Annotated in this window: 19 protein-coding genes and 2 pseudogenes; 12 read left to right on the plus strand and 9 right to left on the minus strand. The window is 72.8% G+C overall.

Annotated elements, in window-relative coordinates; all coding sequences use genetic code 11:
* The first annotated feature begins 22 nt into the window (after positions 1-22).
* From Pen02_RS00585 to Pen02_RS00595, 3 genes are all read left to right on the plus strand, one after another.
* A complete protein-coding gene (locus Pen02_RS00585) occupies positions 23-1777 on the plus strand; it encodes a serine/threonine-protein kinase (protein WP_239139852.1) in 1755 nt (584 codons plus the stop codon).
* Between the two features lie 82 nt (positions 1778-1859).
* Positions 1860-2801: a transporter substrate-binding domain-containing protein gene (locus Pen02_RS00590; RefSeq protein ID WP_203863889.1), complete on the plus strand. Its 942-nt coding sequence runs from the start codon at positions 1860-1862 to the stop codon at positions 2799-2801.
* A complete protein-coding gene (locus tag Pen02_RS00595; RefSeq protein ID WP_203863890.1) occupies positions 2798-4177 on the plus strand; it encodes a hypothetical protein in 1380 nt (459 codons plus the stop codon). The genes Pen02_RS00590 and Pen02_RS00595 overlap by 4 nt, the downstream gene beginning before the upstream one ends.
* A 35-nt stretch (positions 4178-4212) precedes the next feature.
* Here the strand turns inward: Pen02_RS00595 and Pen02_RS00600 are convergent, their stop codons facing one another.
* The 7 genes and pseudogenes from Pen02_RS00600 to Pen02_RS00630 form a co-directional block, all read right to left on the minus strand.
* Positions 4213-5484 carry an acyl-CoA dehydrogenase family protein gene (locus Pen02_RS00600; protein WP_203863891.1) on the minus strand — a complete coding sequence of 424 codons (1272 nt, stop codon included), beginning with the start codon at positions 5482-5484 and terminating at the stop codon, positions 4213-4215.
* 128 nt (positions 5485-5612) lie between these two features.
* Positions 5613-7697: pseudogene (locus Pen02_RS00605) on the minus strand (acetyl/propionyl/methylcrotonyl-CoA carboxylase subunit alpha); the annotation flags it as partial.
* A gap of 171 nt (positions 7698-7868) precedes the next feature.
* Entirely contained in the window at positions 7869-9407 is a 1539-nt protein-coding gene (locus Pen02_RS00610; RefSeq protein ID WP_372445547.1) for an acyl-CoA carboxylase subunit beta, read from the minus strand.
* Between the two features lie 148 nt (positions 9408-9555).
* Positions 9556-10776: an acyl-CoA dehydrogenase family protein gene (locus tag Pen02_RS00615; protein WP_203863894.1), complete on the minus strand. Its 1221-nt coding sequence runs from the start codon at positions 10774-10776 to the stop codon at positions 9556-9558.
* Positions 10773-12527, minus strand: coding sequence for an acyclic terpene utilization AtuA family protein (locus tag Pen02_RS00620; RefSeq protein ID WP_239139936.1), 1755 nt, complete (start codon positions 12525-12527; stop codon positions 10773-10775). The genes Pen02_RS00615 and Pen02_RS00620 overlap by 4 nt, the downstream gene beginning before the upstream one ends.
* A 194-nt stretch (positions 12528-12721) precedes the next feature.
* Positions 12722-13501, minus strand: a pseudogene (locus tag Pen02_RS00625) (TIGR03084 family metal-binding protein); the annotation flags it as partial.
* 31 nt (positions 13502-13532) lie between these two features.
* A complete protein-coding gene (locus tag Pen02_RS00630) occupies positions 13533-14147 on the minus strand; it encodes a TetR/AcrR family transcriptional regulator (RefSeq protein ID WP_203863896.1) in 615 nt (204 codons plus the stop codon).
* 731 nt (positions 14148-14878) lie between these two features.
* On the opposite strand from Pen02_RS00630, the gene Pen02_RS00635 reads away from it, so the two are divergent.
* Positions 14879-16066 carry a helix-turn-helix domain-containing protein gene (locus Pen02_RS00635; protein ID WP_203863897.1) on the plus strand — a complete coding sequence of 396 codons (1188 nt, stop codon included), beginning with the start codon at positions 14879-14881 and terminating at the stop codon, positions 16064-16066.
* Positions 16067-16292: 226 nt separating this feature from the next.
* Entirely contained in the window at positions 16293-16553 is a 261-nt protein-coding gene (locus Pen02_RS00640; protein ID WP_203863898.1) for a hypothetical protein, read from the plus strand.
* 516 nt (positions 16554-17069) lie between these two features.
* Here Pen02_RS00640 and Pen02_RS00645 read toward each other — a convergent pair.
* Entirely contained in the window at positions 17070-17747 is a 678-nt protein-coding gene (locus tag Pen02_RS00645; protein WP_101369128.1) for a Crp/Fnr family transcriptional regulator, read from the minus strand.
* A gap of 369 nt (positions 17748-18116) precedes the next feature.
* On the opposite strand from Pen02_RS00645, the gene Pen02_RS00650 reads away from it, so the two are divergent.
* From Pen02_RS00650 to Pen02_RS00680, 7 genes are all read left to right on the plus strand, one after another.
* Positions 18117-18869, plus strand: coding sequence for an adenosylcobinamide amidohydrolase (locus Pen02_RS00650; RefSeq protein WP_203863899.1), 753 nt, complete (start codon positions 18117-18119; stop codon positions 18867-18869).
* A 92-nt stretch (positions 18870-18961) separates the two neighbouring features.
* Positions 18962-20050 (plus strand): hypothetical protein, encoded by a 1089-nt coding sequence (locus Pen02_RS00655; protein ID WP_203863900.1) that lies wholly within the window; start codon positions 18962-18964, stop codon positions 20048-20050.
* Between the two features lie 121 nt (positions 20051-20171).
* Positions 20172-21371 carry a CapA family protein gene (locus Pen02_RS00660; RefSeq protein ID WP_203863901.1) on the plus strand — a complete coding sequence of 400 codons (1200 nt, stop codon included), beginning with the start codon at positions 20172-20174 and terminating at the stop codon, positions 21369-21371.
* A gap of 254 nt (positions 21372-21625) precedes the next feature.
* Complete coding sequence (gene nth, locus Pen02_RS00665; protein WP_203864294.1) at positions 21626-22420, plus strand: endonuclease III; 795 nt, start codon at positions 21626-21628, stop codon at positions 22418-22420.
* The gene (locus tag Pen02_RS00670; protein WP_203863902.1) at positions 22417-23070 is read left to right on the plus strand and encodes a TlpA family protein disulfide reductase; all 654 of its coding nucleotides are present in this window, start codon (positions 22417-22419) and stop codon (positions 23068-23070) included. The genes nth and Pen02_RS00670 overlap by 4 nt, the downstream gene beginning before the upstream one ends.
* A complete protein-coding gene (locus tag Pen02_RS00675) occupies positions 23067-23765 on the plus strand; it encodes an NUDIX hydrolase (RefSeq protein ID WP_203863903.1) in 699 nt (232 codons plus the stop codon). Before Pen02_RS00670 ends, Pen02_RS00675 begins: the two co-directional genes overlap by 4 nt.
* Positions 23766-23868: 103 nt before the next feature.
* Positions 23869-25047 (plus strand): MarP family serine protease, encoded by a 1179-nt coding sequence (locus Pen02_RS00680; protein ID WP_203863904.1) that lies wholly within the window; start codon positions 23869-23871, stop codon positions 25045-25047.
* A 109-nt stretch (positions 25048-25156) separates the two neighbouring features.
* Here the strand turns inward: Pen02_RS00680 and mycP are convergent, their stop codons facing one another.
* Positions 25157-26449, minus strand: a complete 1293-nt coding sequence (gene mycP / locus Pen02_RS00685; RefSeq protein WP_372445548.1) for a type VII secretion-associated serine protease mycosin — start codon at positions 26447-26449, stop codon at positions 25157-25159.
* Positions 26450-26558: the final 109 nt, after the last annotated feature.

A 26558-nucleotide genomic window follows, 5' to 3' on the forward strand; every position in this document is an offset into this window, starting at 1 on the left:
TGTCTTCGGTATTTTCGAGTCTGTGACCGACACCCCGCCAGGCGCGCTGCCGCTGCCCGTCGTGCCCGGCCTGACGGATTTGCAGGTGTTTGCCCGAGGTGGCTACGCCACCGTCTACCGGGCGACCCAGCAGTCCGTGGGGCGCGAGGTGGCGGTGAAGGTCGAGAACCGCACCCTGGACAGCGAGCGGGACCAGCGCCGTTTCCTCCGCGAGGCACGGGCGGCCGGGCGGATGTCGTCGCATCCGCACGTGGTCGACCTCTTCGACGCCGGGGTCACCGAGGACCAGCACCCATACCTGATCATGGAACTCTGCGACGGGTCGTACGCCGAGCGGATGCGTACCTCGCCGTTGACGCCGGCCGAGGCCCGCGACGTGGGAGTGAAGATCGCCGACGCGCTCGCCGACGCGCACCAGCTCGGGGTGCTGCACCGCGACGTCAAGCCGGCCAACATCCTCTACTCCCGGTTCAACGAGCCGGCGCTGGCCGACTTCGGGCTGGCCGTACTCGCCGAGGCGCGGGACTCGGCGATCACCCTGGAGGTGCTGACCCCGGCGTACGCGCCACCGGAGATGTTCCGGCACAGCCCGCCCTCGCCGGCCGTCGACGTGTACGCGCTCTGCGCCACCCTCTACGCGGTGATGCACGGCAAGCCGCCCCGCTGGCAGGCCGACCGCAATCCGGGGCTGCTCACCCTGCTGGAACTCTTCACCGAGCCGATCCCCGAGCTGCCCGGCGTACCGACCCGGATGCTGGACCTGCTCCGTTACGGGATGGCCAACGACCCCGGCGACCGGCCAAGCGCCGAGCAGTTGCGGGACCTGCTCGCCGCCGTACCGCTGGACCCGCCGACCGTGGCGAAGGCGCCGAACCCGACGGTGACCGCCGCCGTACCCGTGTCCGGGATTCCGGTCTCCGGGATTCCGGTCTCCGGCGGCTCGGTCTCCGGCGGGTCCTGGTCCGGCGACCCGTCCTCCGGTGGCGCGGCCGGGGTCGGAAGCGGTTCGACATCCGCCGGTACGCCCTCGCCCCGGACGCCCACCTCCGGCGCACCCGTCTCCGGGGTGCCGGTGTCGGGCGTACCAGTGTCCGGTGTGCCGACCTCGGGCGGTGCGCCGCCGAGCGTCTACCTGTCGGCGTCCTACACGCCCCCGCCGCCCCGGTCGGCCTCCGACCCGCCGCAGCCCGACGCCGACCCGACCGTGTCCCGGCCCCGCCGCAAGCGTCGCTTCTGGCTCTTCGGTGGCCTGGGCGTGCTGGTCCTGGTCGGCGCCATCCTCGGCGGATCCTGGTTCGTCGCCACCCGGGGCCTGCCGGGGCCGACGCCGAGCAAGCGGGTGGTGGCGCCGACGACCAGTTCCACCCCGACCCGCCCCTCGGCCGGGGTGGGTGCGCTGCCGGGCTGCCAGTTGCCGCTGCCGACCGTGGCCCGGTGCCCGGCCGAGCTGGAGTGTTTCGGGCCGGTCCGGCTCCGGGGAGTCCGGGCCGAGGCCGACGAGGTGCTCTGCGCCGGGCGGCACACCTGGGAGTCCTATGCCGAGGGTGAGCTGCCGACCGGAGTGGACCCGGCCGACCATCCGGCGGTCAGGGCCGACGCGGTCGTCCGGCAGGTCTGCAACGCGACCGTCTTCCGGCACACCACCACCCTGATCGACACCGCCGGGTGGCGGTTCGAGGTGCTGCCGCCGGCTGTCGAGGAGGCCGGGCGTACGTTCCGCTGCCTCGCCGGCAAGGGAGTCGACCGGCTCACCGGGCCCACCCTGAGCACGGACTGATCTCGGCCACCGGGCTGCCTACCGAAGTGGACATTGGCGACTACGCTCGGCGGTAGTGTCCCTTCCAGACCGGGGTCCGCCGATGACCGAGACATCGCTCCGAGGCCGGGTACGCCTGCTCGGCACGACCATGGCGGTCGTGCTCACCCTGCTGCTCGCGGCCGGAGCGGGCTGCGACAGCCAACGAGGCCCGGAACCCCCGTCGGTGCAGGAGAAGCTGAAGCAGTCGCACATCTACGGCCAGAGCAAGCTGCGGATCGGGGTCGCCACCTTCGAGCCGCTGATGGGCGTACTCGACGACAACGGCAAGTACATCGGCTTCGACATCGACATCGCGCGATATCTTGCCGCCTCGCTCGGCTACGCCGGGGACGAGCGGATCGAGTTCGTCCGGCTGGCCACCGAGGACCGCATCCCCGCTCTGCAGAGCGGGCAGGTCGACATCGTCGTCTCCAGCTTTTCCATCACCGAGGAGCGGCAGAAGCTGGTCAGTTTCGCCGGGCCGTACTTCGTCACCACCCAGGAGGTGATGATCCCGGTCAGGTTGAAGAGCGAGATCCGTACCATCGAGGACCTGCGCCGCCCCGGGCTGCGGATCTGTGTCGGCGGCGGCTCGACCACCGAGGCCGAGCTGGAGAAGCACGAGGTCAGAACGCTGGTGGTGAAGAACGTCCGGGACTGCGTGCAGGGCATCATCGACAACAGGTACGACGCGGTGAGTTCCGACGAGACCATCCTGGCCGGGTTCCGCTCCCAGCACCCGACGCAGTTCGAGATCGTCGACATGCCGTTCGGCACCAGCGAGCAGCTCGGGGTCGGCGTGCCGATCAGCGATCCCGCCCTCCGCGACCTGGTCGCCTTCTTCCTCCAGAAGAGCTACCAGGACGGGCGTAACGGTCGGACGAGCCCGTGGCTGAGCGCGTACCACCGGAATCTTGGGCCGTGGCTGGGGCCGGACCGCCAGCAGCCGCCGCCGCTGAACGTGCCGGACCTGGTGGACTTCGACGAGAAGGCGCCGGTGTGACCCTTCCCGGGCGGGAGTCGACGACACCCCGACCGGCCTCCGCCGACCCTCCGCCGCCCGATTCCCCGCCGGTCGACATCGCATTGGATTCCCCGCCGGTCAACACCGCGCCGGTCGACGTCGCGTCGGATTCCCCGCCGGTCGACACCGCGTCGGCGGACGCCCCGGCCGGTGGGGATCAGGGGATCGGTGGGTGGCGTGGCGGGGCCGGGCCGGAACCGGGCGGCCACGCGTCGGGCGGGTCGGCACCGGGCGGGGCGGGCGGCCGGAGCGACGGCACGGCGGCCGGGGCGGCGATCGGCTGGCCGTCCGGCGCCGACGCCGCCGAGCGGAGATCCCGGGCCAGCCAGTCGTTCTGGACGCTGGTGGTCGGGGTACCGGCGATCTTCTCGGTACTCCGGCTCGGAGTGGAGGCCGGTGGCGAGTTGCAGACCACGCTGCTGCTGGTCGCCAACGTGAACCCGGTGAACCTGGCCGCCGCGCTGGTCACCACCGCCGCCCGGCTGGTCTCGGCCGGGCTGGTCGCGGTCTTCGCGATCGGCGCCGTGCTGCTGGCCAGCGCCGAGGCCGCGCCGACACACCGGATCGGCCGGCATCCACCGCTCTTCGCCCGTTGGCGGGCCATCACCCCGCCCTGGGTGGTGATCGCCAGCTTCGCCGTCGCGCTCGCCACCTGGCCGATCCTCTACCTGCCGCTGCTGCTGCCGGCGTTCACGGCCGCGTTCCAGCTCGGCCCGGCCCGGCTGGACGAGCGGCGGATTCCCCGACTGCTGCTGCTCGCCGCCCTGCTGGCCGGCTATGCCGTACTGATGTTGCCGACGTTGAGCGACGCGTGGCAGCAGCGGGAGGCGTTCGCCGTACTCGTGATCGCGGCGCCGCCGCTGCTGGCCCTGCTCGTCCCCGGGCCGGTACCGGTGGCGGTGGCCCGGCCGCTCGCCATGACCGTCCAGTTGGCGGTGCTGGCGATGCTGTGCTGGGCGGCGCTGCCCGTGATCACCACCCCGGTGCTGCCGCTGACCGTCACCACGATCCGGGCCGACGGGGACGGCGGCGGAACCGGCTCGCCGGGCGACCCGGGCACCGGACCGGCGGCGCCGGGTGCCGTGGACGGCGGCGTCGAGCGGATCCGGGGACACGTGATCACCACCGACGACGTCAGCATGGTGATCCTCCAGGAGCGCGGCGGCGTCCGGTACGTGCCGACCGGGCAGGTCGAGGAGCAGGTGCTCTGCCCGACCGAGGAGGAGTTGCCCCGGTACCGGCTGCGGATCCACGGCTTCCACGTCGAGGACTCGCTGCTGGAGGGGATGGGTCGGCGGGTACGCCCGGTGAACCGGATCGACGCGGAGTGCCGTACGGCCACCACCGTCCCCTGAGCCCGTGCCGCACTGTTCCGCACTCCCGGCCGCCGTCAGTAGCTCTTCGGCTGGTTGAGTACCCGCTGCGCGACGAAGTTGAGGATCATCTCGCGGCTGACCGGCGCGATCCGGCCGGCCCGTACCGCGCCGAGCAGGGTGGCGACCCCGTAGTCGGTGGTCATCCCGTTGCCGCCGTGCACCTGGATGGCGGTGTCCACGGCCAGCGCCGCCGCCTCGGCCGAGGCGTACTTGGCCAGGTTGGCGGCGACCCCGGCCTCGACGTCGCGGCCGGCGTCGTACAGGGTGGCGGCCTTGGCGATCATCAGTCGGGCGAGTTCGACCTGTACGGCGGCGTGTGCCAGGGGATGTGACACGCCCTGGTGCGCGCCGACGGGCCGGCCCCAGACCCGGCGGGTGGCGGTGTAGGTCGAGGCCCGCTCGATGGCGTACCGGCCGGTGCCGGCGCCCATCGCGGCGACGGTGATCCGTTCCGGGTTGAGCCCGGCGAAGAGCGCCGGCAGCCCGGCGTCGAGCCCGCCCCGGTCACCCGGCTCGGCGGTCCCGCCGACCAGGGCGTCGGCCGGCAGCCGAACCTCGTCGAGGTAGAGCAGCCACTGGTTCTCCGGAGAGACGATCTCCATCTCCAGCTTCGACCTGGTCAGCCCGGGGGCGTCGGTCGGGACGAGGAAGAGCGCCGGCCGGAGGCGTTCGGCGGCCGGCCCGCCGGCCCCGCTCGGCGGGCCGGCGTCCGCCGAGCCGTTTGCCGAGTCGTTCGCCGAGTTGTTTGCCGAGTCGTTCGCCGAGTCGTCGGCGACCCGGGCGACGACCAGGACGTACGGTGCCTCGTCCACGCCGGAGATGAAGCACTTCCGGCCGGAGAGCACCCAGTCGGCGCCGTCCCGGCGGGCGGTGGTGCCGAGCCGGTGGAAGTTCGAGCCCGCCTCCGGCTCGGTGATCGCGAAGGCGATCTTCAGCGAGCCGTCGGCCAGCCCGGGCAGGAAGGTCTGCCGCTGCGCCTCGGTGCCGTGCCGACCGATCACCGTGCCGGCGATGGCCGGCGAGACCACCAGCAGCAGCAGCGGGCAGCCGGCCGCCGCCAGCTCCTCGCAGACGATGGCCAGTTCGGTGATGCCGCCGCCACCGCCGCCGTACTCGGCGGGGATGTTGACGCCGAGGTAGCCGAGCTGGCCGGCCTCGTCCCACAGCTCGGTGGTGTGCTCGCCGGCCTTCGCCTTGGCGACGAAGTAGTCGTGGCCGTAGCGCCGGCCGAGGGCCCGGACGGCGTCGCGGAGCTGCCGCTGTTCGGGGGTCGGGTCGAAGTCCATACGAGGTGCCTTCCGACGGGTGGACGTGGGCTGGGCCGGCCGGTTCACGCCGAATCCGGGGCTCCGGAGGGCTCGGCGGCTTCGGACGGCTGCGCGGCTTCGGGCGGCTGTGGGGTTTCGGGGGGCTGCGGGGTGACGACGGCGAGTACCGCGCCGGTCTCCACCTGGGCGCCGGCGGCGATCGGCAGCTCCGACACGACGCCGTCGGTGGGGCTGGTGACCGGATGTTCGAGCTTCATCGCCTCCAGGACGAGCAGCGGCGCTCCGGCGGCGACCCGCTGGCCGGCGGTCACGAGTACCCGGCTGACCGTGCCGGGCATCGGTGCCAGCAGCGAGCCTGCGGCCAGCTCGGGTGCCGGCTCGGCGTACCGGGGCAGCTCGGTCAGCGTGACCGCGCCGTCCGGACCGTCCACGAAGGAGACCGGCCCGACCCGGTGTACGGCGAAGGCGACCCGTACCGCGTCGACCGCCAGCACGGTGCGGGACGGATCGCAGGCGAGCAACGCCACCTCGGGCAGGGCCACCTCCGGCGCCCCGCTCGGCTGGGCGGATTCGGGCGGGTTGGCGGATCCGGCGGGCTTGGCGGGTTCGCTCGGCTCGGCGGGTCCGCTCGGCTTGGCGGATTCGGGTGGTGGGGTGTCGAGTGGGCGGACCGTCCAGGTGACCAGGTTGCCGGAGCGGTCGAGGCGGTAGTCGACCTCGACCGGGCCGGTCGGGCCGGCGTACCCGATGGTCTGTGGGCCGCTCGGCACGTTGCGCCAGCCGGACGGCAGCGTGCCGAGCACCGGGGCGGCAGCCCGGGCTGCGGCGGCCCCGGCCAGCGCGGCGGCCAGGCAGGCCGGCCCGATCCGGTCCGGGGGCAGCAGCGGGGCGAAGACCTCCGGATGCCGGCCCAGGAAACCGGTGTCGATCTCGCCGGCCCGGAACTCCGGCGAGCGCAGCACCCGGACCAGCAGGTCCCGGTTGGTCGGTACGCCGTGCAGCTCGGCCCGGCGCAGCGCGCTGGCCAGGGCCCGGGCCGCCTCGTCCCGGGTCGGGGCCCAGGCGACCAGCTTGGCGACCATCGAGTCGTAGTGCACGCCGACCACCGAGCCGTCCCGGACCCCGGAGTCGAGCCGCAGCCCGGAGTCGTGCCGAGGGTCGGTGCCGAACTCGACCGTCACCCTGGGTACCGCGAACCGGTGCAGCGTGCCGGTGGCCGGCAGCCAGTCGGCGGCCGGGTCCTCGGTGCAGAGGCGTACCTCGATGGCGTGTCCGGTGGTCGGCGGAGCGGTGGTCGGCAGCGCGCCGCCCTCGGCGACCAGCAGTTGCAGTCGGACCAGGTCGGTGCCGGTGACACACTCGGTGACCGCGTGCTCGACCTGGAGCCGGGTGTTCATCTCCAGGAAGTGGAACTCGCCGGCCGGGGTGAGCAGGAACTCGACCGTACCGACGCCCAGGTAGTCGACGGCCCGGGCGGCGGCCACCGCAGCACTCTCCAGCCCGGTCCGCAGTTCCGGGGTGACCGCGACCGAGGGCGTCTCCTCGACGATCTTCTGGTGCCGGCGCTGGATCGAGCACTCGCGCTCGCCGAGGGAGAGCACGGTGCCGTACGCGTCGGCGACGATCTGCACCTCGACGTGCCGGGCCCGCTCGACGTACGGCTCGACGAAGACCGTGCCGTCGCCGAACGCGGCTGCCGCCTCCCGCCGGGCCGACTCGATCGCCCCGGGTAGCTCATCGGGGTCGCGGACGATCCGCATCCCGCGCCCGCCGCCGCCGGCCGCCGCCTTGACCAGTACCGGAAACGCCCCGACCTGACCGGCGGTGGTGTACGTCGGCAGCATCGGCACGCCCGCGTCGGCCAGCAGCGCCTTCGCCTCGGTCTTGTCGCCCATCGCCGCGATCGCCTTGGCGGGCGGGCCGACCCAGGTCAGCCCGGCCTCCCCGACCGCGCTGGCGAAGCCGGCGTGCTCGGCGAGGAAGCCGTACCCGGGATGCACCGCGTCGGCACCGGTCCGCAGGGCCGCCGCGACCAGCAGGTCGACCCGGAGGTACGTGTCGACCGGCGCGGCACCCGGCAGCCGCACCGCGACGTCGGCCTCGGCGACGTACGGGGCGTCGGCGTCCGGGGCGGAGTGCACGGCGACCGTCTCGATGCCGAGGGACCGGCAGGTGGCGAAGATCCGTCGGGCGATCTCGCCCCGGTTGGCCACCAGCAGTCTGCGGATCATCCGCCGTTCCTCCTTCGGGTGGTGTGTCTGGAGTTGTCCGTTCGCGGGGGCCGGGATCGCTCGTTCGGGCCGGGATCGCTGGGTCGGGCCGGAATCGCTCGTTCGGGCTGGATGGTTTGTTCGGGCTGGGAGGGTTTGTTCGGCCGGGCGGGTCAGCCGGGCCGGGGTGGTTCAGAGCCGGAAGACGCCGAAGGTGTCGGCACCCCGGACGGGTCCACTGTGGATGGCGGAGAGACAGAGCCCGAGCACCGTACGGGTGTCCCGGGGGTCGACAATGCCGTCGTCGTAGAGCCGTCCGGAGAGGTGCAGCGCGGCCGACTCCGCCTCGATCTGCCGCTCCACCATGAGTCGCATGGCGGCGTCGGAGTCCTCGTCGTAGGGGCGGCCCCTGGCCTGGGCCGCCTGCCGGGCGACGATCGAGAGCACCCCGGCGAGCTGTGCCGGGCCCATCACCGCCGACTTCGCGTTCGGCCAGGTGAACAGGAACCTCGGCTCGTACGCCCGCCCGCACATGCCGTAGTTGCCCGCCCCGTACGACGCGCCGAGGTTGACCGTCAGGTGCGGAACGGTCGAGTTCGACACCGCGTTGATCATCAGTGCGCCGTGCTTGATGATGCCGCGCTGTTCGTACTCGGTGCCGACCATGTAGCCGGTGGTGTTCTGGAGGAACAGCAGTGGGGTGTCGGCGGCGTTGGCGAGCTGGATGAACTGGGCCGCCTTCTGCGCCTCCTCGGAGAACAGCACCCCCTGGACGTTCGCCAGCACACCGATCGGATAGCCGTGCAACTCGCCCCATCCGGTGGCCAGGGCGCGGCCGTACGCCGGCTTGAACTCGTCGAACTGCGAACCGTCCAGGATCCGGGCCAGTACCTCGCGCGGGTCGAACGGCACCCGCAGGTCGCCGCTGGGGATGCCGAGCAACTCCTCGGGGTCGTACTTCGGCGGCTCGGGGACGGTGGATCGGGGCGGCGGGCCGTGCTTGCGCCAGGCGAGCCGGCGTACGCACTGCCGGGCCAGGCGCAGTCCGTCCCGCTCGTCGGCGGCGACGAAGTCGGCCAGTCCGGAGGTGCCGGCGTGCATGGCCGCGCCGCCCAGTGACTCGTCGTCGGCCTCTTCGCCGGTGGCCATCTTGACCAGTGGCGGCCCGGCCAGGAAGACCTTCGCCCGGTCGCGCACCATGATGGTGTAGTCGGACATCCCCGGCACGTACGCCCCGCCGGCCGTCGCGGTGCCGAACACCACCGAGACGGTCGGGATCCGGGCCGCCGAGAGTCGGGTCAGGTCCCGGAAGACCCGCCCACCCGGGATGAAGATCTCCGCCTGGCTGGGCAGGTCGGCGCCGCCCGACTCGACCAGGTTGATCATCGGCAGCCGGTTCGCCAGCGCGATCTCGCCGGCCCGCTGGGTCTTGCGCAGGGTGTACGGGTTGACCGCGCCGCCGCGTACCGTCGGGTCGTTGGCGACGATCATGCACTCGACGCCCTCGACCACCCCGATCCCGGTGACCACGCTGGCGCCGGTCGGGAAGTCGGTGCCCCAGCCGGCGACCGGGGCGAGTTCCAGGAACGGGGCGTCCCGGTCGAGCAGCAGCTCGATCCGTTCCCGGGCCAGCAGTTTGCCCCGGGCGTGGTGCCGGGTCACGTACTTCTCTCCGCCGCCGGCCCGGGCGGCGTCCAGCGCGGCCTCCAGCTCCGCCAGCCGGTCCAGCATCGCCGCCCGGTTCTCCAGGTACGTCGGAGCCGCCGGATCGACGGCCGTCCGCAACACGCTCACGACCAGCTCCTCCTGTCCACGGTGGACCTCCTGTCCCGGTCCCCGATGGGCGACACCATCGGGTGATCGGTAACCCCGGCCACGGTCAGATCCCCAGGCTTCCCGCGACGATCTCGTTCATGATCTCCGTGGTGCCGCCGCCGATGCCCAGGATCCGGGCGTCCCGGTAGTGCCGTTCGACCTCGGAGTCCCGCAGGTAGCCGTACCCGCCGTGCAGTTGGACGGCCTGGTCGACCACCCAGTCACAGGCGGCAACTGCGGCGTTCTTGGCCATCGCGACCTCCGCCGGCACCTTCTCGCCGGCCGCCACCCGGTCGGCGACCTCCCGGACGTACGCACCGGCCGCCGCCGTCCGGGTGGCCATCTCGGCGAGCCGGTGCCGGACGACCTGCCGCCGCGCGAGCGGACTGCCGAAGGTGTGCCGGTCCCGGCACCAGGCCAGGGTCAGGTCGAGGCAGCGCCGGGCGGTCGCGTACGCCTGGGTGGCCAGGGAGAGCCGTTCGGTGCCGAACTGCCGCATGAGGGCGCCGAAGCCGGAGTTCTCGGCGCCGACCAGGTTCCGCACCGGCACCCGAACGTCGGTGAAGGACAGTGCGGCGGTGTCCGAGCAGTGCCAGCCGAGCTTGTCCAGCCGGCGGTCGACGGTGCAGCCCGGCGTGTCCTTGTCGACCACCAGCAGTGAGATGCCGGCCGCACCGGGTGGCCCGGTCCGGACGGCGGTGGTGACGAAGTCGGCCCGTACCCCGCTGGTGATAAAGGTCTTGGCACCGTTGACGAGGTAGTGGTCGCCGTCCCGGCGGGCGGTGGTACGCAGCGCCGCGACGTCCGAGCCGCCGTCCGGCTCGGTGACGGCGAGCGCCCCGATCCGGTCCCCAGCCAGGGCCGGCCGAACGTACCGGTCGACCAACTCGGCGGAGTCGCCGGTCACCCGTCGGCCGGCGGCGGCGGTTGTCGGTCTGTCGGCGGAGTCGGCGGTTGTCGGTTGGTCGGCGTGCTGCCAGGCTTCGACGATGTGCGGCACCGCGATGCCGTGCGTGAAGAGTGCGGCGACCAGCCCGGACGAACCGCCGGCCAGGATCAGCTCCTCGGTCACCGCGAGACTGTCCCGCAGGTCGCCGCCGCTGCCGCCGACCGCCTCCGGGAAGCCGACCCCGAGCAGGCCCAGCTCTGCGGCGGTGGCGTGCAGCGCCCGGGGCACCTCACCGGCCCGCTCCCAGCCGTCCAGGTGCGGCAGCACCTCGCGTACGACGAACCGCCGGGTCAGCTCGCGGAGCTGCCGCCGTTCGAGACTCTCCGGCGCGGTCATGAGGTGGCGGCGGGACTGGTCGGCGGCTCGTCGAGCAGCCGGGCCGGCAGGTCGACGAGTCGGGCGCGCAGCAGTTCGCCGAGCGCCTTGGCCTGCGGGTCGAACCGGGTCGAACCGGCGGCGCCGGCCCCCAGCAGGCCATGCAGGACGAAGTTGACCGCCCGTAGGTTCGGCAGTTCGTAGCGATCCACCGGCAGCGCGGCGGCCTCCGGCAGCAGTGTGCGCAGGCGCTCCACGGTCAGCCAGCCGCGCAGCCAGCGGTACCCGTCGGTCGACCGCGCCCACACCCCGAGGTTGGCGTCGCCGCCCTTGTCGCCCGACCGGGCCCCGACCAGCACCCCGAGCGGCAACCGCCGGGTCGGGCCGTCCTCCGCCGCTGAACCATCGCGCTCGCTCACGCTGTTGCTCTTGCGGTTACGGTTCCTCTCGCCGTCGCCGTCGCCGTCGCCGCTGCCGTCGCCGCTGCCGTCGTTGTGGCCGTTGCCGGCCCGGTAGCCGTTGCTGGGCTCGGGCTCGGGGTGGTCGGCGTACGGCGCGGTGAGCGTCGGGGGTGCGATCTCGACGCGCTCGCCGGAGGGCAGGACCGCGACCTGGCGTACCTGGTCCTGGGCGACCTCCTCGGCGGCGAAGACTCCGTACGGGCTGGCGTCGCCGGGCGGGGTGGTCAGGGTGCAGCCGGGATAGGAGGCCAGGGCCAGTTCGACGGCGGCGGCCGAGAAGGCCCGCCCGGCCCGCTTCGGGTCGGCGTCGGTCAGGTGTACGTGCAGCAGCGCGCTCGCCGTCTCGGTGTCGGCCGCGTCGGCGTGGTCGGTACGGGCGAGGGTGAACTCCAGCCCGTCGGTGCCGATCGCGTCGGTGAGCTGGGCTCGGACCAGTGCCGCCTTCGCCTCGATGTCGAGTCCACAGAGGACGAAGGTCATCGAGTTGCGGAAGCCGCCGAGCCGGGTCACCCCGACCTTGAGGGTGGGTGGCGGTGGGGTGCCGCGCGCCCCGCTGACGCGTACCCGGTCGGGGCCGGCGTCGGTCAGGATGACCGTGTCGAGCCGGCTGACCACGTCCGGGCCGAGGTAGTCGGGGCCGGCGATCTCGTACAGCAGTTGGGCGGTGACCGTCTCCCGGGTGACCGCGCCGCCGGTGCCCGGGTGCTTGGTGAGCACCGCCGAGCCGTCCGGGTGCAGTTCGGCGACGGGGAAACCGGGCCGGCGCCCGCCGTCCGGCAACTCCGTGAAGAAGCTGAAGTTGCCGCCGGTGACCTGGGCGCCGCATTCCAGCAGGTGGCCGGTGACGGTGGCCCCGGCGAGCGGATCGAGATCGTCCCGGGTCCAGCCGAAGTGGGCGATCGCCGGGCCGACCGTCAGCGAGGCGTCGGTGACCCGTCCGGTGACCACCACGTCCGCCCCCTCGCGCAGGCAGGCGGCGATGCCGAACGCCCCCAGGTACGCGTTCGCGGTCAACGTGCCCGGCCGGTCCAGGGCGTCGCCGTCGACGTACCCGATCCGGACCGGCAGCCCGAGCCGGTCGGCGAGGGTACCCAGCGCGGCGGCCAGCCCGGCCGGGTTGAGTCCGCCCGCGTTCGTCACAATCCGTACGCCCCGGTCCAGCGCGTTGCCGAGGCAGGGTTCGAGCTGCCGGAGGAAGGTGCGGGCGTAACCGAGCTGCGGGTCGCGCTGCCGGTCCCGGCCGAGGATCAGCATGGTCAGCTCGGCCAGGTAGTCGCCGGTCAGCACGTCGAGGTCGCCGCCGTCGAGCATCTCTCGCCAGGCGCTGGACCGGTCGCCGTAGAACCCGGACGCGTTGCCGATCCGCAGCACCTCCGCGCCGGCCCCGATCACGCCGCCCCGCCCGGCCCGGACAGCGCTGCTCGGTCGGGCCCCGACAGCGCAGCCCCGGTCGGTCCGGACACTGCCGTTTCGCTCGGTCCGTCGTGGCCGACCGGTGTGCGGTGGGCGGCGGGCTGTCGGCCGGGGCCGGGTGGGCCGGCGAAGACCTGGGCGATGCCGAGCCATTCGGTGGCGACCGGCCCGACCGCGACCAGGGCCAGGTCGGTGTGGTGCCGCCGCTGGGTGACCAGCAGGCAGAAGTCCAGCGCCGGCCCGGAGATCCGGTCCGCCGCGTCGGCCGGCCCGAACTGCCAGGAGTCGCCGTCGGGCCCGGTCAGCTCGATCCGTAGCGGTGCGTCGGGGACCGGGCGGCCGTGCGCGGCGAAGGCGTGTCCGACGGTACGGGCGCCGAGGTAGGCGACGTGCCGGAGCCGGGCGGTCGGCGTACGGGTGATGCCGAGCGCGTCGGCGACGTCTCCGCCGTGCGCCCAGGTCTCCATGATCCGGGCGGTGGCCATCGAGGTGGCCGACATCCGGGTGCCGTACCAGGGCAGTCGCTCGCCGGCCGGTACCCCGCGCAGGGCCAGGGCCAGCGCGGATCGGCCGTTCCGCCACCGGTCCAGCAACTCGGGCGGCGGGGCCAGGAACTCCGCCGCGCCCCGGTCGACGAAGCCGTCCGGATCGGTGGCCGCGTGCCGGATCGAGTGGGCGAACGCGTCGACGTCGGTCGCGGCCAGCGTGGCGACGTGGTCGGTCCAGGCGAGGTGGGCGATCTGGTGTGCGACGGTCCAGCCCGGCGCGGGGGTGGGCCGGCTCCAGTCGGCCTCGGGCAGCGCCACCACCAGGGTCTCCAGTTCCGCCGACTCGGCGGCCAGATCCGTCAGCAGACTGTCGAGGTCGACCATGCGGGGCTCCTTGCCGCTCGGCGGTGACGGGTCAGTGCGGTGCGGTGGCGAGGATCGAGGCGAGTTGTCGTTTCCAGGTGCCGAGCAGGGCGGCGCGTCGGGCCGAGTCGTCGGAGAGCAGGTTGGCCACCCCGAGCCCGCGGAGCAGGTCGAGGGTCGCCTGGATGGCCTCGCGTACCCCTGGTTGCCGCTCGTCGGCGCCGAGCAGTTCGACGGTGAGCCGGTGCATCTCGCGGCCGACCCGGGCCTCCAGCGGCACCAGTGCGTCCCGCAGCTCCGGATCGGTCCGACCGGCCAGCCACAGCTCCAGGGCGGCGACGAAGAGCGGCCCGGTGAACGCGGTGGCCAGCATGTCGACGACCCGGTCGAGCCGCTCGGGACCGGCCGGCAGGTCGACCGCCTCGGCGCGGATCTCGGCCGCCCGGCGCTCGGCCAGGTGCTCGACGGCGGCCATCACCAGCGCGCTCTTGGTCGGGTAGTGGTGCAGTTGGGCGCCCCGGGAGACGCCGGCCCGGGCCGCCACCACGGTTGTGGTGGTGCCGGACCAGCCGCGCTCGACCAGGCACTCCACGGTGGCTTCGAGCACCCGGGCCTGGGTGGCCCGGCTGCGTTCCCGCTGGGGCGTACGGGTCGGGGTGCCGGACATCTGCCCAGCCTGCCTGCCCCGAAACAAACAGTCAAGCCTGCTTGTTTCTGTCAGGTGGGAGCGGCTTTCCGGTCGTCCGGTGCAGGGCTCCTACCGTGGGAGAATGGGTCGTCCGAACCGACCTGGTCGTAGGCCCGCAGAGAGGCGATCGCGTATGTCGGGTGCGGCCTTGGTGGTGATCGCCGGTTCGATCGTGCTTTTTGCCGCGCTACTGCTGGTGATCATCGGGTTACTGGGTCGGCGTGCGCGGGCCGGGCGGCGGGCGGGCCGATACACGTCACGCTCAGGCAACTCGTCAGACAACAGCTCGTCGTCGACGGGCGGTGGATGAGGCCCGAAAGGTCGCCTTGCCGTAATTTGGAGTTGGTTGACGACGTCCTATGTGGATAGTACGTTGTGCCTGCTCCGTGTCGTGCCGGGGCAGTTGGCTTCGGGTTGAAGGGCAGGTCGACAGGATGTTCGACGAACTGATCGAGGAAGTCCAGGAAGACCTCGACGAGCTGGAGGACGCACTGGAGGACGTCGGCATCGACGTCGAGATCGACGGCGAGTGATCGTCCGGGGCGGTCGGCACGAGCCGGCTGCCCCGTCCCCGTCGGCACCGAAAACCACACCGGTAGTCCTGTCGTTCCGCTGAGTACGAACGTCGCGTGTACCGTCCGAGAGGGGCGTTCACCGTTGTCAGCGGCTGAGCCTCGCCCAGTCCCTTTGCCGGGAAGGTTGTCGCGGGTATGACCCAGACGGACACGATCGGGGCGCGGATCCGGTACTGGCGGCTACGCCGGGGCGGCATGACCCAGGCCGTGCTGGCTGGGCTGGCCGGGGTCTCGCAGTCGTACATTTCGCAGGTGGAGGCGGGACGTAAGGGCGTCGAACGTCGGTCGACCCTGGTCGGCATCGCCTCGGCGCTCCAGGTGACCGTCGCCGACCTGCTGGGCCTGCCCGGCGATCCGACCGATCCGGTCAAGGCAGGCGCCGCCGACACGGTACCGGCGATCTGGGCGGCCCTGATCGAGATCGAGGAGGGCGAGCGGCGTCCCCCGACCCGGACCGACGCGGAGTTGACGGCCGCGATCGCGTACAGCGCGGAGTTGCGGGACCGCGCGGACTACCCGGCCATCGCCCGTCTGCTGCCGGGCCTGATGCCGGATGCCGCCGCCCTCGGCGGGGTGTACCTAGCCCAAGTCGGGTACCACGCTGCGGCGTGCCTGCGACACCTCGGCTATCGGCATCTGGCGCTCTCGGCTGCCCGGGTGGCGTTGGCCGCCGCAGAGGCGGCCGAGTCGCCGGCTTGGATCGGCGCGGCCCGATTCGCCTGTACCCAGGCACTGCCGATCGAGGCGGCCGGGATCGCGAGTCGGGTTGCCGATCGGGCCCTGGCCGATCTCCAGGCTGCGGCGTCAGCCCGGGACGTACGCCAGATGCTCGGTCAACTGCACCTGTCGGCGGCCCTCACCTCCACGGTGGACGGCCGGCTCGACGACACCCGGGCGCATCTGGCGGAGGCGAGCCGGGAGGCGGAGGGCCTCGGTGAGCCCGAGGACGGTGCCGGCTTCAACCACTGCGGCTTCGGCCCGACCAACGTGGGGCTCTGGGAGATGTCGATCGCGGCGGAATGCGGCGAGTACGGCCGGGTGCTCGAACTGAGCCGTTCGGTCCGTCCCGATGCGCTGCGAGCCGCCATCCGGCATTCGTCGTACTGGATGGACCTCGGACGGGCGTTGGCGCACTCCGGCCGGTCCGATCGAGAGGCGCTTGTGGCGTTCATGCGAGCCGAACGCGCCGCGCCGGCACCGTTCGCGCTGAACCCGCTGGCCCGGGACGCGGTGTTGACGATGGTTCGCCGGGCGCGACGGCGTTCGGTCTCCGAGGACCTGCGGATCCTTGCCCGCAGGTTCGGTGTGGATGCTGCCGCATAACCGTGAGTAATTAGCCCACTGTTCAGCAATCCGTAGCCTTGCCGTCACGGAAGTGGCGCCCCGATCCCCGTCGGCAAACGGCATAGCGGGTGCCGCGTCCGCTCCGCAGGTGCGAGACGGCTTCCCCTTACCGCTTCGTACCTGGTCGACGGGTGCGGTGGTCGGTGCCGTGTGGGCCCGGCCGCCGCGCTCTCAGGAATCAGGACTTGGCGGCGAGGAGACTGCGATGCGCGGATGGTGGCGGGCCCGCCGGGCCGATGCGACGTTCGACCTGGTGGGACCGGCGACGACCTATCCCGCCCAGCGGGGCGGCTACGCCGAGGGCGCCGCCCCGGCCGAGCGGCAACCACCGGATCCGCCCGCGCCACCCGAGGAGCCATCGCCTGCGGGGGCAGAGCCGAGCACGGACGGGGAGATCGACGAGCCGGACAGGGCCGGCGGAACTGGCCGGCGGCGCGGGTACCGGCGGGACGGTATCGGCCGATGACGGAGCAGGCGGGGAGCGGTCGCCGCCCGGGGCTGGTGATTGCCCGGACCGTGATCGCGATGCGTCGGACCGCTGGGCGGTGCTGGCACTCCAGAGCGGACGGAACGGCGGGATGCGTCCTGCTCGACTGGGCAGTCGAGGGGGTCACTCGGCGTACTCTGAGGCTGGCCGCTCGGCGGATCGTCGCTGAGCACTGGCCGACCGCCGCTGATGGCTGTCCGGTCTGCGGGACGCCGGACTGCCCGGCGTTTCGGACCGCCGTCGCGTACCTGGATTTGATCGGCGACGACTACCTGCCACTGCCGGTACGGTCCGGCGATGCGCTGCTGGTACCGGCGGTCTCGACGGTGGTTGCCGTCCGGGCCGCCGATGCGGCGGTGGACGGGTCGGTCGGGTCGGCTCCAGAGTGATCAACACCGTATCCAACCGACCCGGGCACCGACGGCATGGCGGGGCGGAGAGGCAGGAGCCCCGCACCACCCGTCGGCGGTGATGCGGGGCTGGAGGCGTACGCGGTCAGACGCGGGCGCGGCGGGCCAGACGTTCCGGGTCGAGGATGATGATGCTCTTGCCGTCCAGGCGCAGCCAGCCGCGCGAGGCGAAGTCCGCGAGCGCCTTGTTGACGGTCTCCCGGGAGGCGCCGACGAGCTGGGCGATCTCCTCCTGGGTCAGGTCGTGGGTGACCCGGAGTACGCCGCCGTCCCGGGTGCCGAACCGGCCCGCCATCTGGAGCAGGTTCTTCGCCACCCGGCCGGGTACGTCGGTGAAGATCAGGTCGGCCAGGTTGTCGTTCGTCCGGCGCAGCCTGCGGGCGAGCACCCGGAGCAGTTGTTCTGCTATTTCCGGCCGATTGTTCAGCCACGGGCGCAGGGCCTGCTTGCGCAGCCGGGCGAGCCGGGTGTCGATCACGGCGGTGGCGGTCGCCGTACGCGGGCCGGGGTCGAACAGCGAGAGTTCGCCGACCATGTCGGACGGGCCCATCACGGCGATCAGGTTCTGTCGGCCGTCAGCGGCCCGTCGACCAACCTTGATCTTGCCACTCAGGACGATATAGAGGCTGTCGCCTGGTTCGCCCTCGTTGAAGACGATTTCGCCCTTGCGGACCTCAAGCGTCTCCATGTCCTTCGCGAGTGCCTCGGCAGCCTCGGGGTCCACGCCCTGGAAGATCCCGCTCCGAGCCAACACCTCGTCCATCGCGCACCTCCGCCCACGCGAGCCGTCCAGCGGCCGGGTTCCGGCCGGCGATCCGGCGCGCGCCGCCAAGTCTAGGCGCATGTGAAGAGTAATCGGAGGAGCACCCCTGGAATCTTGATCTGGTGCCGGGGCACGTAACCCCAGATGGGCCGGGGGTACGCCCGGTTTGCCGCGCAGTGTGCCGGGCCGGGCGGGTCACGTGCCGCCCGAACCGCGTAGAGGCACCGGACACTGGTTGGCTGCGAGACTGTCGAGCTGCCCCGTTTGTGCGTCCGATCGGGTTGGCGCCGGTTTCCGCCAGCCACGTCCGGAACGATCCAGGGCACGGCCGAGCGGCGGCGGGGACCGGCCGGACCGTAGAGTCGGCCGGTGCCTGTCGAGCCGCTGCTGACCCACCGTCCCGAGGACGGGCGGGACGTCCCGCTGCTGGTCTGGCGACTCGACCGGCCGGCCCTGGCGATCAGTTCCGGCCCGCTCGGCGGCGGGATCGGGGTACGACACTGGGTGGTCAACGCGACCGTGCCGATGTCGTACCGCCGGGACGACCCGGACGCCCACCTCGGTGAACTGGCCGACCACCTCGGCCTGCGCGGACCCGGGATCGGGCTGCTCACCGGCGTCGACGTCGCGGAGGTGGTGATCGCCGACGACGCCGGTGTCCGGGTCTGGGCCACGGTGGGCCTGGGTGCCCCGATCTGGGCGGCGGCCGATCCCAACCCGGCACCCAACCAGGCACCGAACCCGGCCGGCCCGGCCCACCTCACCGGCCCGGCCCATCCGATCCGCCGAGCGCATCCGATTGGGCCGGCGCATCCGGTCGGCCCGGCCTACCCGGTCGGCACGGTCAACATCGTCGCGCTGTTGCCGGAGCGGTTGGCCGACGCTGCCCTGGTCAACGCCGTCGCCACGGTCACCGAGGCGAAGGCGCAGGCGTTGCGCGACCTGGGCCTGCCGGCCACCGGTACCGCCACCGACGCGGTTGCCGTGCTCTGCCCGCCCGACGGCCCGGCCGCCCCGTACGGCGGACCGAGGTCGCACTGGGGTGCCCGGCTGGCCCGCGCCGCCCACCGGGCGGTACGCGACGGCGGCGCCCGGCCGACCGTCCCCTGGTCGAGGCGGTGAAAGCGGGGCTGCGGCGGCAGCCCGGGTACGCCATCATGACTCCCGTCGATCTGATTGACACGGCGTCGTGCCGGCTACGGGGGAGCGATTCGATGCGACGACTCGGCGGCATCCTGCTGACCTTCGCGCTGGCCGGTGGGGTCGCCGGCTGTGGCGGTGGCGGTGGCGAGAAGTCCGGCCTGCTGCCGGTCCCGGAGACCTTCGTCGTCGAGGGCACCTCCCGGCTGACCGACCCGTTCGGCGACCTGGACTTGGAGTCGCGGGAGCTGCCCGACGACGCCGTACTCGTCGGTGCGGAGTACGAGGTGGCACTGGGCCGGTACGGCGTGGCGACCGAGCTGACCGAGGAGGCGGTCCGGGAGTTGCGGCTGCGGGGTCAGGCGCAGGCCGCGCCCTGGCTGGCCGGTGACGGCCGGGAGTTCCTACTGCTCCACCTGACCGAGCGCGACCAGCGCGAACGTGCCCTCTCCAACCGCTTCCCGAAGGCGGCGGTGCTGGTCGACGGCGAGGCCCGAGAACTCGGCGAGACGGCACTGCTGCCGAACGCGGTCGTCGTCGTCTCGGTACCGGCGGGATCGGACGCGGTCCTCGCGGTCACCGAGGGCGGGCAGACCCAGTCGATCAGCATTCGTACCGGCAAGCTCGTCGGACCGTCGCCGAAGCCGGTGGCGCCGAGGACGACCGCGCCCACGGCGGGCCGGCCGGTCGCCTCGGGTTCCGTGCGGCTGGCCGACTACGTCGCCGTGCCCCGCCGCGATCCGGGGATGGGCTGGGACGCCCTGATCGACGTCGACGTCGAGGTCGTACTGCGTGAATCCGACGAGAAGCGGGGCGCGGCCCCGGACGGCGCCCTCTGGGCACGGGTCGGCGTCAAACTGCACGCCAATCCCACCCGGGTCAACTTCAAGATCGATCTGGCCCGGAGCCTGACCATCAAGACGGCCGCCGGGCAGGTGCTGCGGATCCCGGCCGGTACGACGGTGACGGTGCCCAACTATCAGGCGCCGGGTTCGACGCTGACGGTCCCGGTCACCTGGTCCGAGGCGTTCCGGGTGCCGGCGGGAACGCGGAAGCTGTCGGTGACCTACCGGACCCGCGCGACCGTCGCCGGGAACGACGGGCGGAAGGAGGCGTTCGAGCGGCGCGACACCCGCAACACCGGCACCATCACCCTGAAGTGACGTGACCAGCCGGAGGTGACGGGACGGTGCGCCGTCCGGGGAAAGTCCCGACCGGCGGCGCGGCAACATCGCCCGGTCGGCGGTCGCCCCGGCCCGTCGATCCCGGTACTGTTCCCGAGCGATGTACGACACCGAGCCGCACACCCCGAAGTCCCGTCGTTCGCCCCGCAGCGCCGGCCGGACGGCCCTCGTCGTTACTGCGGTCCTCGTCGTGCTGCTCGGCACGGGTGTGGCCGGCGTGGCGGCGTTCAACATGCTCGGCGACGACGAGCCGGCCGGGCCGCAGGCGGCGCCCAGCGCCACCGGCTCCGCCTCGGCCGACGCGTCGCCCACAGGTGAGCCCGAGCCGAAGGTGATCTCGATGTCCGCCACCGGGGACATCGTGATGGGCAACGCACCGGGCCGGCTGCCGTCCAACGGCGGCAAGGGCTTCTTCGACTCGGTCGAGAAGGCGCTCGCCGCCGACCTGGTGATGGGCAACCTCGAAGAGCCGCTGACCGACGACACCGGTACCTCCAAGTGCGGCGCCAACTCCACCCGCTGCCACCAGTTCCGGGCCCCGCCGTCGTACGCCGCGCACCTCAAGGACGCCGGCTTCGAGCTGCTCAACCAGGCCAACAACCACGGGTACGACTACGGCAAGGCCGGCTACGAGAACACCCAGGAAGCTCTGGAGAAGTACGGACTGGAGCACACCGGCGCGCCCAACCAGATCACCGTGGTCGACGTCGAGGGCGTCAAGGTGGCCGTGGCCGGCTTCTCGTCGTACGTCTGGTCCAACAGCCTGATCAACATCAGCTCGGCGAAGAAGGTGATCCAGAAGGCCGCCACCATGGCGGACCTGGTCGTCGTGCAGGTGCACATGGGCGGCGAGGGGTCGGACAAGACCCGGGTACGGCCGGGCACCGAGATGTTCCTCGGCGAGAACCGGGGCGATCCGGTCAAGTTCTCCCGCTCGATGATCGACGCCGGCGCCGACCTGATCGTCGGGCACGGGCCGCACGTGATGCGGGCACTGGAGTTCTACAAGGGCCGGCTGATCGCGTACAGCCTCGGCAACTTCGCCGGTGGCGGCGGGACGCTCAGCAACAACGGGCGGCTGGGTTGGGGTGCCGTGTTGAAGGTGTCGCTGACCGCCGAGGGCGAATGGGCGGGCGGGCAGCTCATCTCGACGTACATGAACGGTGCGGGCAAGCCGACGATGGACTCGCAGCGGCGCGCGGCCGGCCTTGTCCGGGACCTGTGCAAGTCCGACTTTCCGAAGACCGGGGCGAAGCTGGCCGCCGACGGCAAGATCTCACCGCCGACCGCCGCGAGCTGAGCTGGTCTGTCCTGGGCCGAGTCGACCGCGCCCGAGGTGAGCCGGCCGGTTCCGAGCTGAGTGGGCTGGAGATGGCTGGGTCGGGCCTGGGCTGAGCCGAGGAGCGGGTGCGGTTCCGGTCCCAGGGTTCGGCCGCGTCGGGCTCCCGGGCGTTGTTGTCCGAACCGCGACGTAGGCTGGCCGGCGTGAGTGCGAGAGACGACTCCGCGAACGGCGCCGGGGTCGGGGTGGCGCCCGGCGAGGCGACCCGGGCGATCCGGGCGGCGCGGCCGAGCCGACGTACGGTGGAATCCGATCTTGGCCGCAAGCGGCGGGCCCGGCGGATCGGCCGGGCGTTGACCGAGACGCACCCGGACGCCCACTGCGAACTGGACCACCGAGGGCCGCTGCAACTGGCCGTGGCGACCATCCTCTCCGCCCAGTGCACCGACCAGCGGGTCAACGAGGTGACGCCCCGGCTGTTCGCACGCTATCCGACGGCGGCCGACTACGCCGGGGCGGACCGGGCCGAGCTGGAGGAGCTGATCCGGCCCACCGGCTTCTTCCGGAACAAGACCAACTCGTTGATCAACCTGGGTCGACAGCTCGTCGAGCGGTACGACGGCGAGGTGCCGCGCCGGATGACCGACCTGGTGACCCTGCCGGGAATCGGCCGGAAGACCGCCAACGTCATCCTCGGAAACGCCTTCGGGGTGCCCGGGATCACCGTCGACACCCACTTCGACCGGCTCACGCATCGCTGGGAGCTGACGACCGAAACCGATCCGGTCAAGATCGAGCACGCCGTCGGCGCACTGTTCGAGCGGCGCGACTGGACCATGCTGTCGCATCGGGTGATCTTCCACGGGCGGCGGGTCTGCCACGCCCGCAAACCCGCCTGCGGCGCCTGCACGCTGGCCCGGCTCTGCCCCTCCTACGGCCTCGGCCCGACCGATCCGGCCGCCGCCGCGAAACTGCTCAAGGGTCCGCGGGCCCGCGAGCTTGCGGTGCAGGCCGGGGTCGATCCCGACCTGGTGCCGGCGACCGCCGCCGTCGGCGACGTTCCGTGAAGCGGCTGCCGTTCGGCGGGGCGCTGCTGGCGGTGCTGCTGCTGGCCGCCGCCTGCACCGGCCCGGACGCGGCATCGGAGACGACCGGCCCGGCATCCGGCGACGACAGCGGCACGACGACGGCCTTCGCCGACTGCGGCGCCCTGACCACCCCGCTCGCCGCGCCCACCGCGTCGAACACCCCGGTCGGCGCGTCCGGCACGCCGGCCGGAGCCGGAGCCGGCGGGGTGCTGCCGGCGCTGTCCCTGCCCTGTTTCGTCGGCGAGGGTCCGGTCGCCGTCGGCGAGCTGCGTGGGCCGGCCGTCGTCAACCTGTGGGCCTCCTGGTGCCCGCCGTGCCGCAAGGAGCTGCCCGCCTTCCAGCGGCTCGCCGAGCGGGCCGGCGACCGGATCCGGGTGGTCGGCGTGAACACCGGGGACGGGCGGTCCGCCGCCCGGTCGATCGGCGAGGACTTCGGGCTGGAGTTCCCGAACCTCTACGACCGCGACCAGAAGCTGTTGCGTGGGCTGGGCGGCCGGGCAGTCCTGCCGGTCACGCTTCTGGTGGACGCGCAGGGGCGGATCAAACACCGGGACGAGACCGGGGTACTCGACGACGCCGAGCTGACCGCACTGGTCCGGCAGCACCTGGGGGTGGCGGTGCCGTCGTGACCGAGCCGCAGCTTCCGGCATGGTGCGAGCCGCTGCTCACCCGGGTCAGGTCGGCCCGTGCCGAGGACTTCACCCGGCTACGCACCCCGGCCAACGGCGGGCGGGCCAGTGCCGTACTGGTCCTCCTCGGCGAGCAGCCGGAGCACGGGCTCGACGTGCTGATCCTGCAACGGGCCGCCACCCTGCGTACGCACGCCGGGCAGCCGGCGTTTCCGGGCGGGGCGTGCGACCCGGACGACAAGGACGAGGCGGCGACCGCCCTGCGCGAGGCGCACGAGGAGGTCGGCCTCGATCCGGAGAGCGTCACCGTACTGGCCCAGCTTCCCCGGCTGTGGATTCCGGTGAGCAGCTTCGTGGTCACCCCGATCCTCGCCTGGTGGCACCGACCGCATCCGGTGCACTCCCGGGAGCCGGCCGAGGTGGCACACGTGGCCCGGCTGCCGATCGCGGAACTCGTCGACCCGGCCAACCGGGTCCGGGTACGCCATCCCAGCGGCTGGATCGGCCCGGCCTTCCAGTCCCGGGGCATGTTGGTCTGGGGCTTCACCGCCGGAGTCCTGGCCACGTTGCTGGAAATGGCCGGCTGGGCGCGGCCCTGGCCGCAGGACCGGGTGCTGGACCTGCCGCCGACCAGCCCGCCACCGACTCCGACGGCCGGCACCGGCGAGCCCGACGAAGCGACAGCACACCCCTGAGCGGCGTTCAGCCTGCGGGACGACGGCACGCGGCCGGAAACAGATTCGGTTGTCTACTGCGGTGGCCCGGGCCATTCCCAGATCGCCCCCGTACCCTTAACGGGTGTCGGTGGTGGATGTCGTACTGATTCTGCTCATGTTGCTGTTCGCGATCAGCGGCTACCGGCAGGGGTTCGTCATCGGCCTGCTCTCCTTCACCGGGTTCTTCGGCGGCGCCCTGATCGGGTTGCAGGTCGGCCCGCTGCTCGCGCAGCAGTTCTCCAGCAACTCGACCCGGGTCGTGGTCGCACTCGTCTCGATCTTCGGACTGGCGGTGCTCGGCCAGGCCCTCGCCGGCTGGCTCGGCTCACACCTGCGGCACGCCATCACCAGCCAGGCCGGCCGTACGGCGGACGACGTCGGCGGTGCGGTGGTCTCGCTGCTCGCCGTACTCCTGGTGGCCTGGCTGGTGGCCGTCCCGCTGGCCTCCTCGTCGCTGCCCTGGCTGGCCAGCGCGGTCCGGAACAGCGCACTGCTGACCGTGGTGGACCGGGTGCTGCCGCCCGAGGCGCAGGCGCTGTCCCGGGCGCTGCGGGACACGGTCGACACCAACGGCTTCCCGGACGTCTTCGGCGGGCTGGCCCCGACCCGGTCCCGCGAGGTGGCCTCGCCCGATCCGGCCCTGGCCGGCTCACAGGTCGTGGTGAACGGTCGACGCTCGGTGGTCAAGGTGCTCGGCAACGCGCCCAGTTGCCAGCGCCGGATCGAGGGCTCCGGTTTCGTGTACGCCGAGGACCGGGTGATGACCAACGCGCACGTGGTGGCCGGCACCAGGAGCGTCTCCGTCGAGGTGAACGGTGACCGGCACAACGCCCGGGTCGTCGTCTACGACCCCGACCGCGACCTGGCCGTGCTGTACGTGCCGAACCTGTCCGCCCCGGTGATGCGGTTCGCCACCGGCGAGGCGGCGATCGAGGACGACGCCATCGTGCTCGGGTTTCCGCTGGACGGCCCGTACAACGCGCAGCCCGCCCGGATCCGGGACGTCGGCGAGATCGCCGGGCCGGACATCTACGAGTCGGGCCGGGTGAACCGGGAGATCTACACGATCCGGGGGCTGGTGCGCAGTGGCAACTCCGGCGGCCCGCTGGTGGCACCCGACGGCCAGGTACTCGGGGTGATCTTCGCGGCGGCGGCGGACGACCCGAACACCGGCTTCGCGGTGACGGCCGACGAGGCCCGGTCCACCGCCAGCACCGGCCTGGAACGGACCCGGGTCACCAACACCGGCGCCTGCACCTGACGGGAGCAGGGCGGCAGCCGACGGCTCCCGGGCGAGGAGCCCGCGAGCACGGCGAGGAACCCGCACCTGACGGGGGCCGGGGCAGCCGGCCGGCGGCGGAGGGGCTCGGTCAGGGACGGTCGCGGTGTAGCCGGCGGCGGACCACCAGGGCCACCCCGGCGGCGAGTACGAGGAAGAGCACTCCGCCGCCGTTCCACAACGCGGACAGCGGGCGGCCGAGCTGGTTGCCCGCCGGTTCGGCGGTCCAGTCGGCCGAGCGGCCGGACGCCGCCGTACCGACGCCCTCCGGTCCCTCGGAGGCCGGTGGGCTGGTCGGCTCCTGGCCGGGTGCCGAGCCGAACCCGGCGACGCCGGGCGGCGCCTCGCCGTCGTCCAGCGGATTCGTCCGTACGCTGGACACCTCGCCGTTCAGCGCGGCGACCGGGTCGACGACGCCGAAGCCGAACCGGTCGTCCCGGCCGGACGGCCCGACGTCCCGAGCGGTGTTGATCAGCCGGTTGACCACGTCACCGGCGGACATCTTCGGCCAGTGTGACCGGACCAGGGCCGCCGACGCGGCCACCAGCGGTGCGGCGAAGCTGGTGCCCTGGACCCGCCAGAAACCGCCGGGGCGGGCCCCGGTGAGCCCGGTGGCCGGGGCGGAGAGCACCGTCTCCGGGCCGGTGATCGAGCCGGACCAGAGCGCGTCGCTCTCGCGTTCCAGGCCCGCCACCGCGACCACGCCCGGCTCCCGGGCCGGATACCAGACCCGCTTGCCGGCGGACGAACCCAGGTTGCCGGTGCAGGCGACCACGACCACGTCCCGGGCGGCGGCGTAGTCGAGGGCGGCGGCCAGCGCCGGGCTGTCCCCGGTACCGCCGAGCGACAGGTTGACCACCTGGGCGCCGTTGTCGACCGCCCAGCGGACGCCCTTCGCCACGATCAGCGCGTCGTCGTAGCGGTTCTCCTCGTCCAGCACCCGGACGGGCAGGATCTTGGCCTTGGGGGCGAGGCCGACCACGCCCCGGGTGTCGTCGTTGCGGCCGGCGATCAGCGCGGCGACGGTGGTGCCGTGCCCGACCGGGTCGGTCTGCCCGTTGCCGGTCCCTTCGACCAGGTCGATGCCGGGCAGCACCTGGCCGGCGAGGTCGGCGTGCGAGGCGTCCACCCCGGAGTCGACCACCGCCACCGTGATGCCCTTGCCGGTGGCGACCTTCCAGGCGGCCTTGGCGTTGAACGCGGCCAACTGCCACTGCTCGTCGCGCACCGCGTCGGCGACCACGGGCAGCCTGACCGGCGGCGCCGGCACGGCGGCGGTCGCCGGTGCCGGGCGCGGACCGACCAGCGATCCGGCGATCCCGGCCGTGGCGAGCAGCGCCGCTCCGGCGACCCGGGCGACAGCACGTTCGTGTTGATGCGGCAGCCTGGTCACAGCATGGTCATTTCACCCCGGGGGTCACACGATGCACGGAGGTTACCCCGTTTCACCCCCGTCGCGTGGTGAAACTTTGCAACCGATCTGAGATCGACTG

The sequence above is a fragment of the Plantactinospora endophytica genome (assembly GCF_016862915.1).
GTDB lineage: Bacteria > Actinomycetota > Actinomycetes > Mycobacteriales > Micromonosporaceae > Plantactinospora > Plantactinospora endophytica.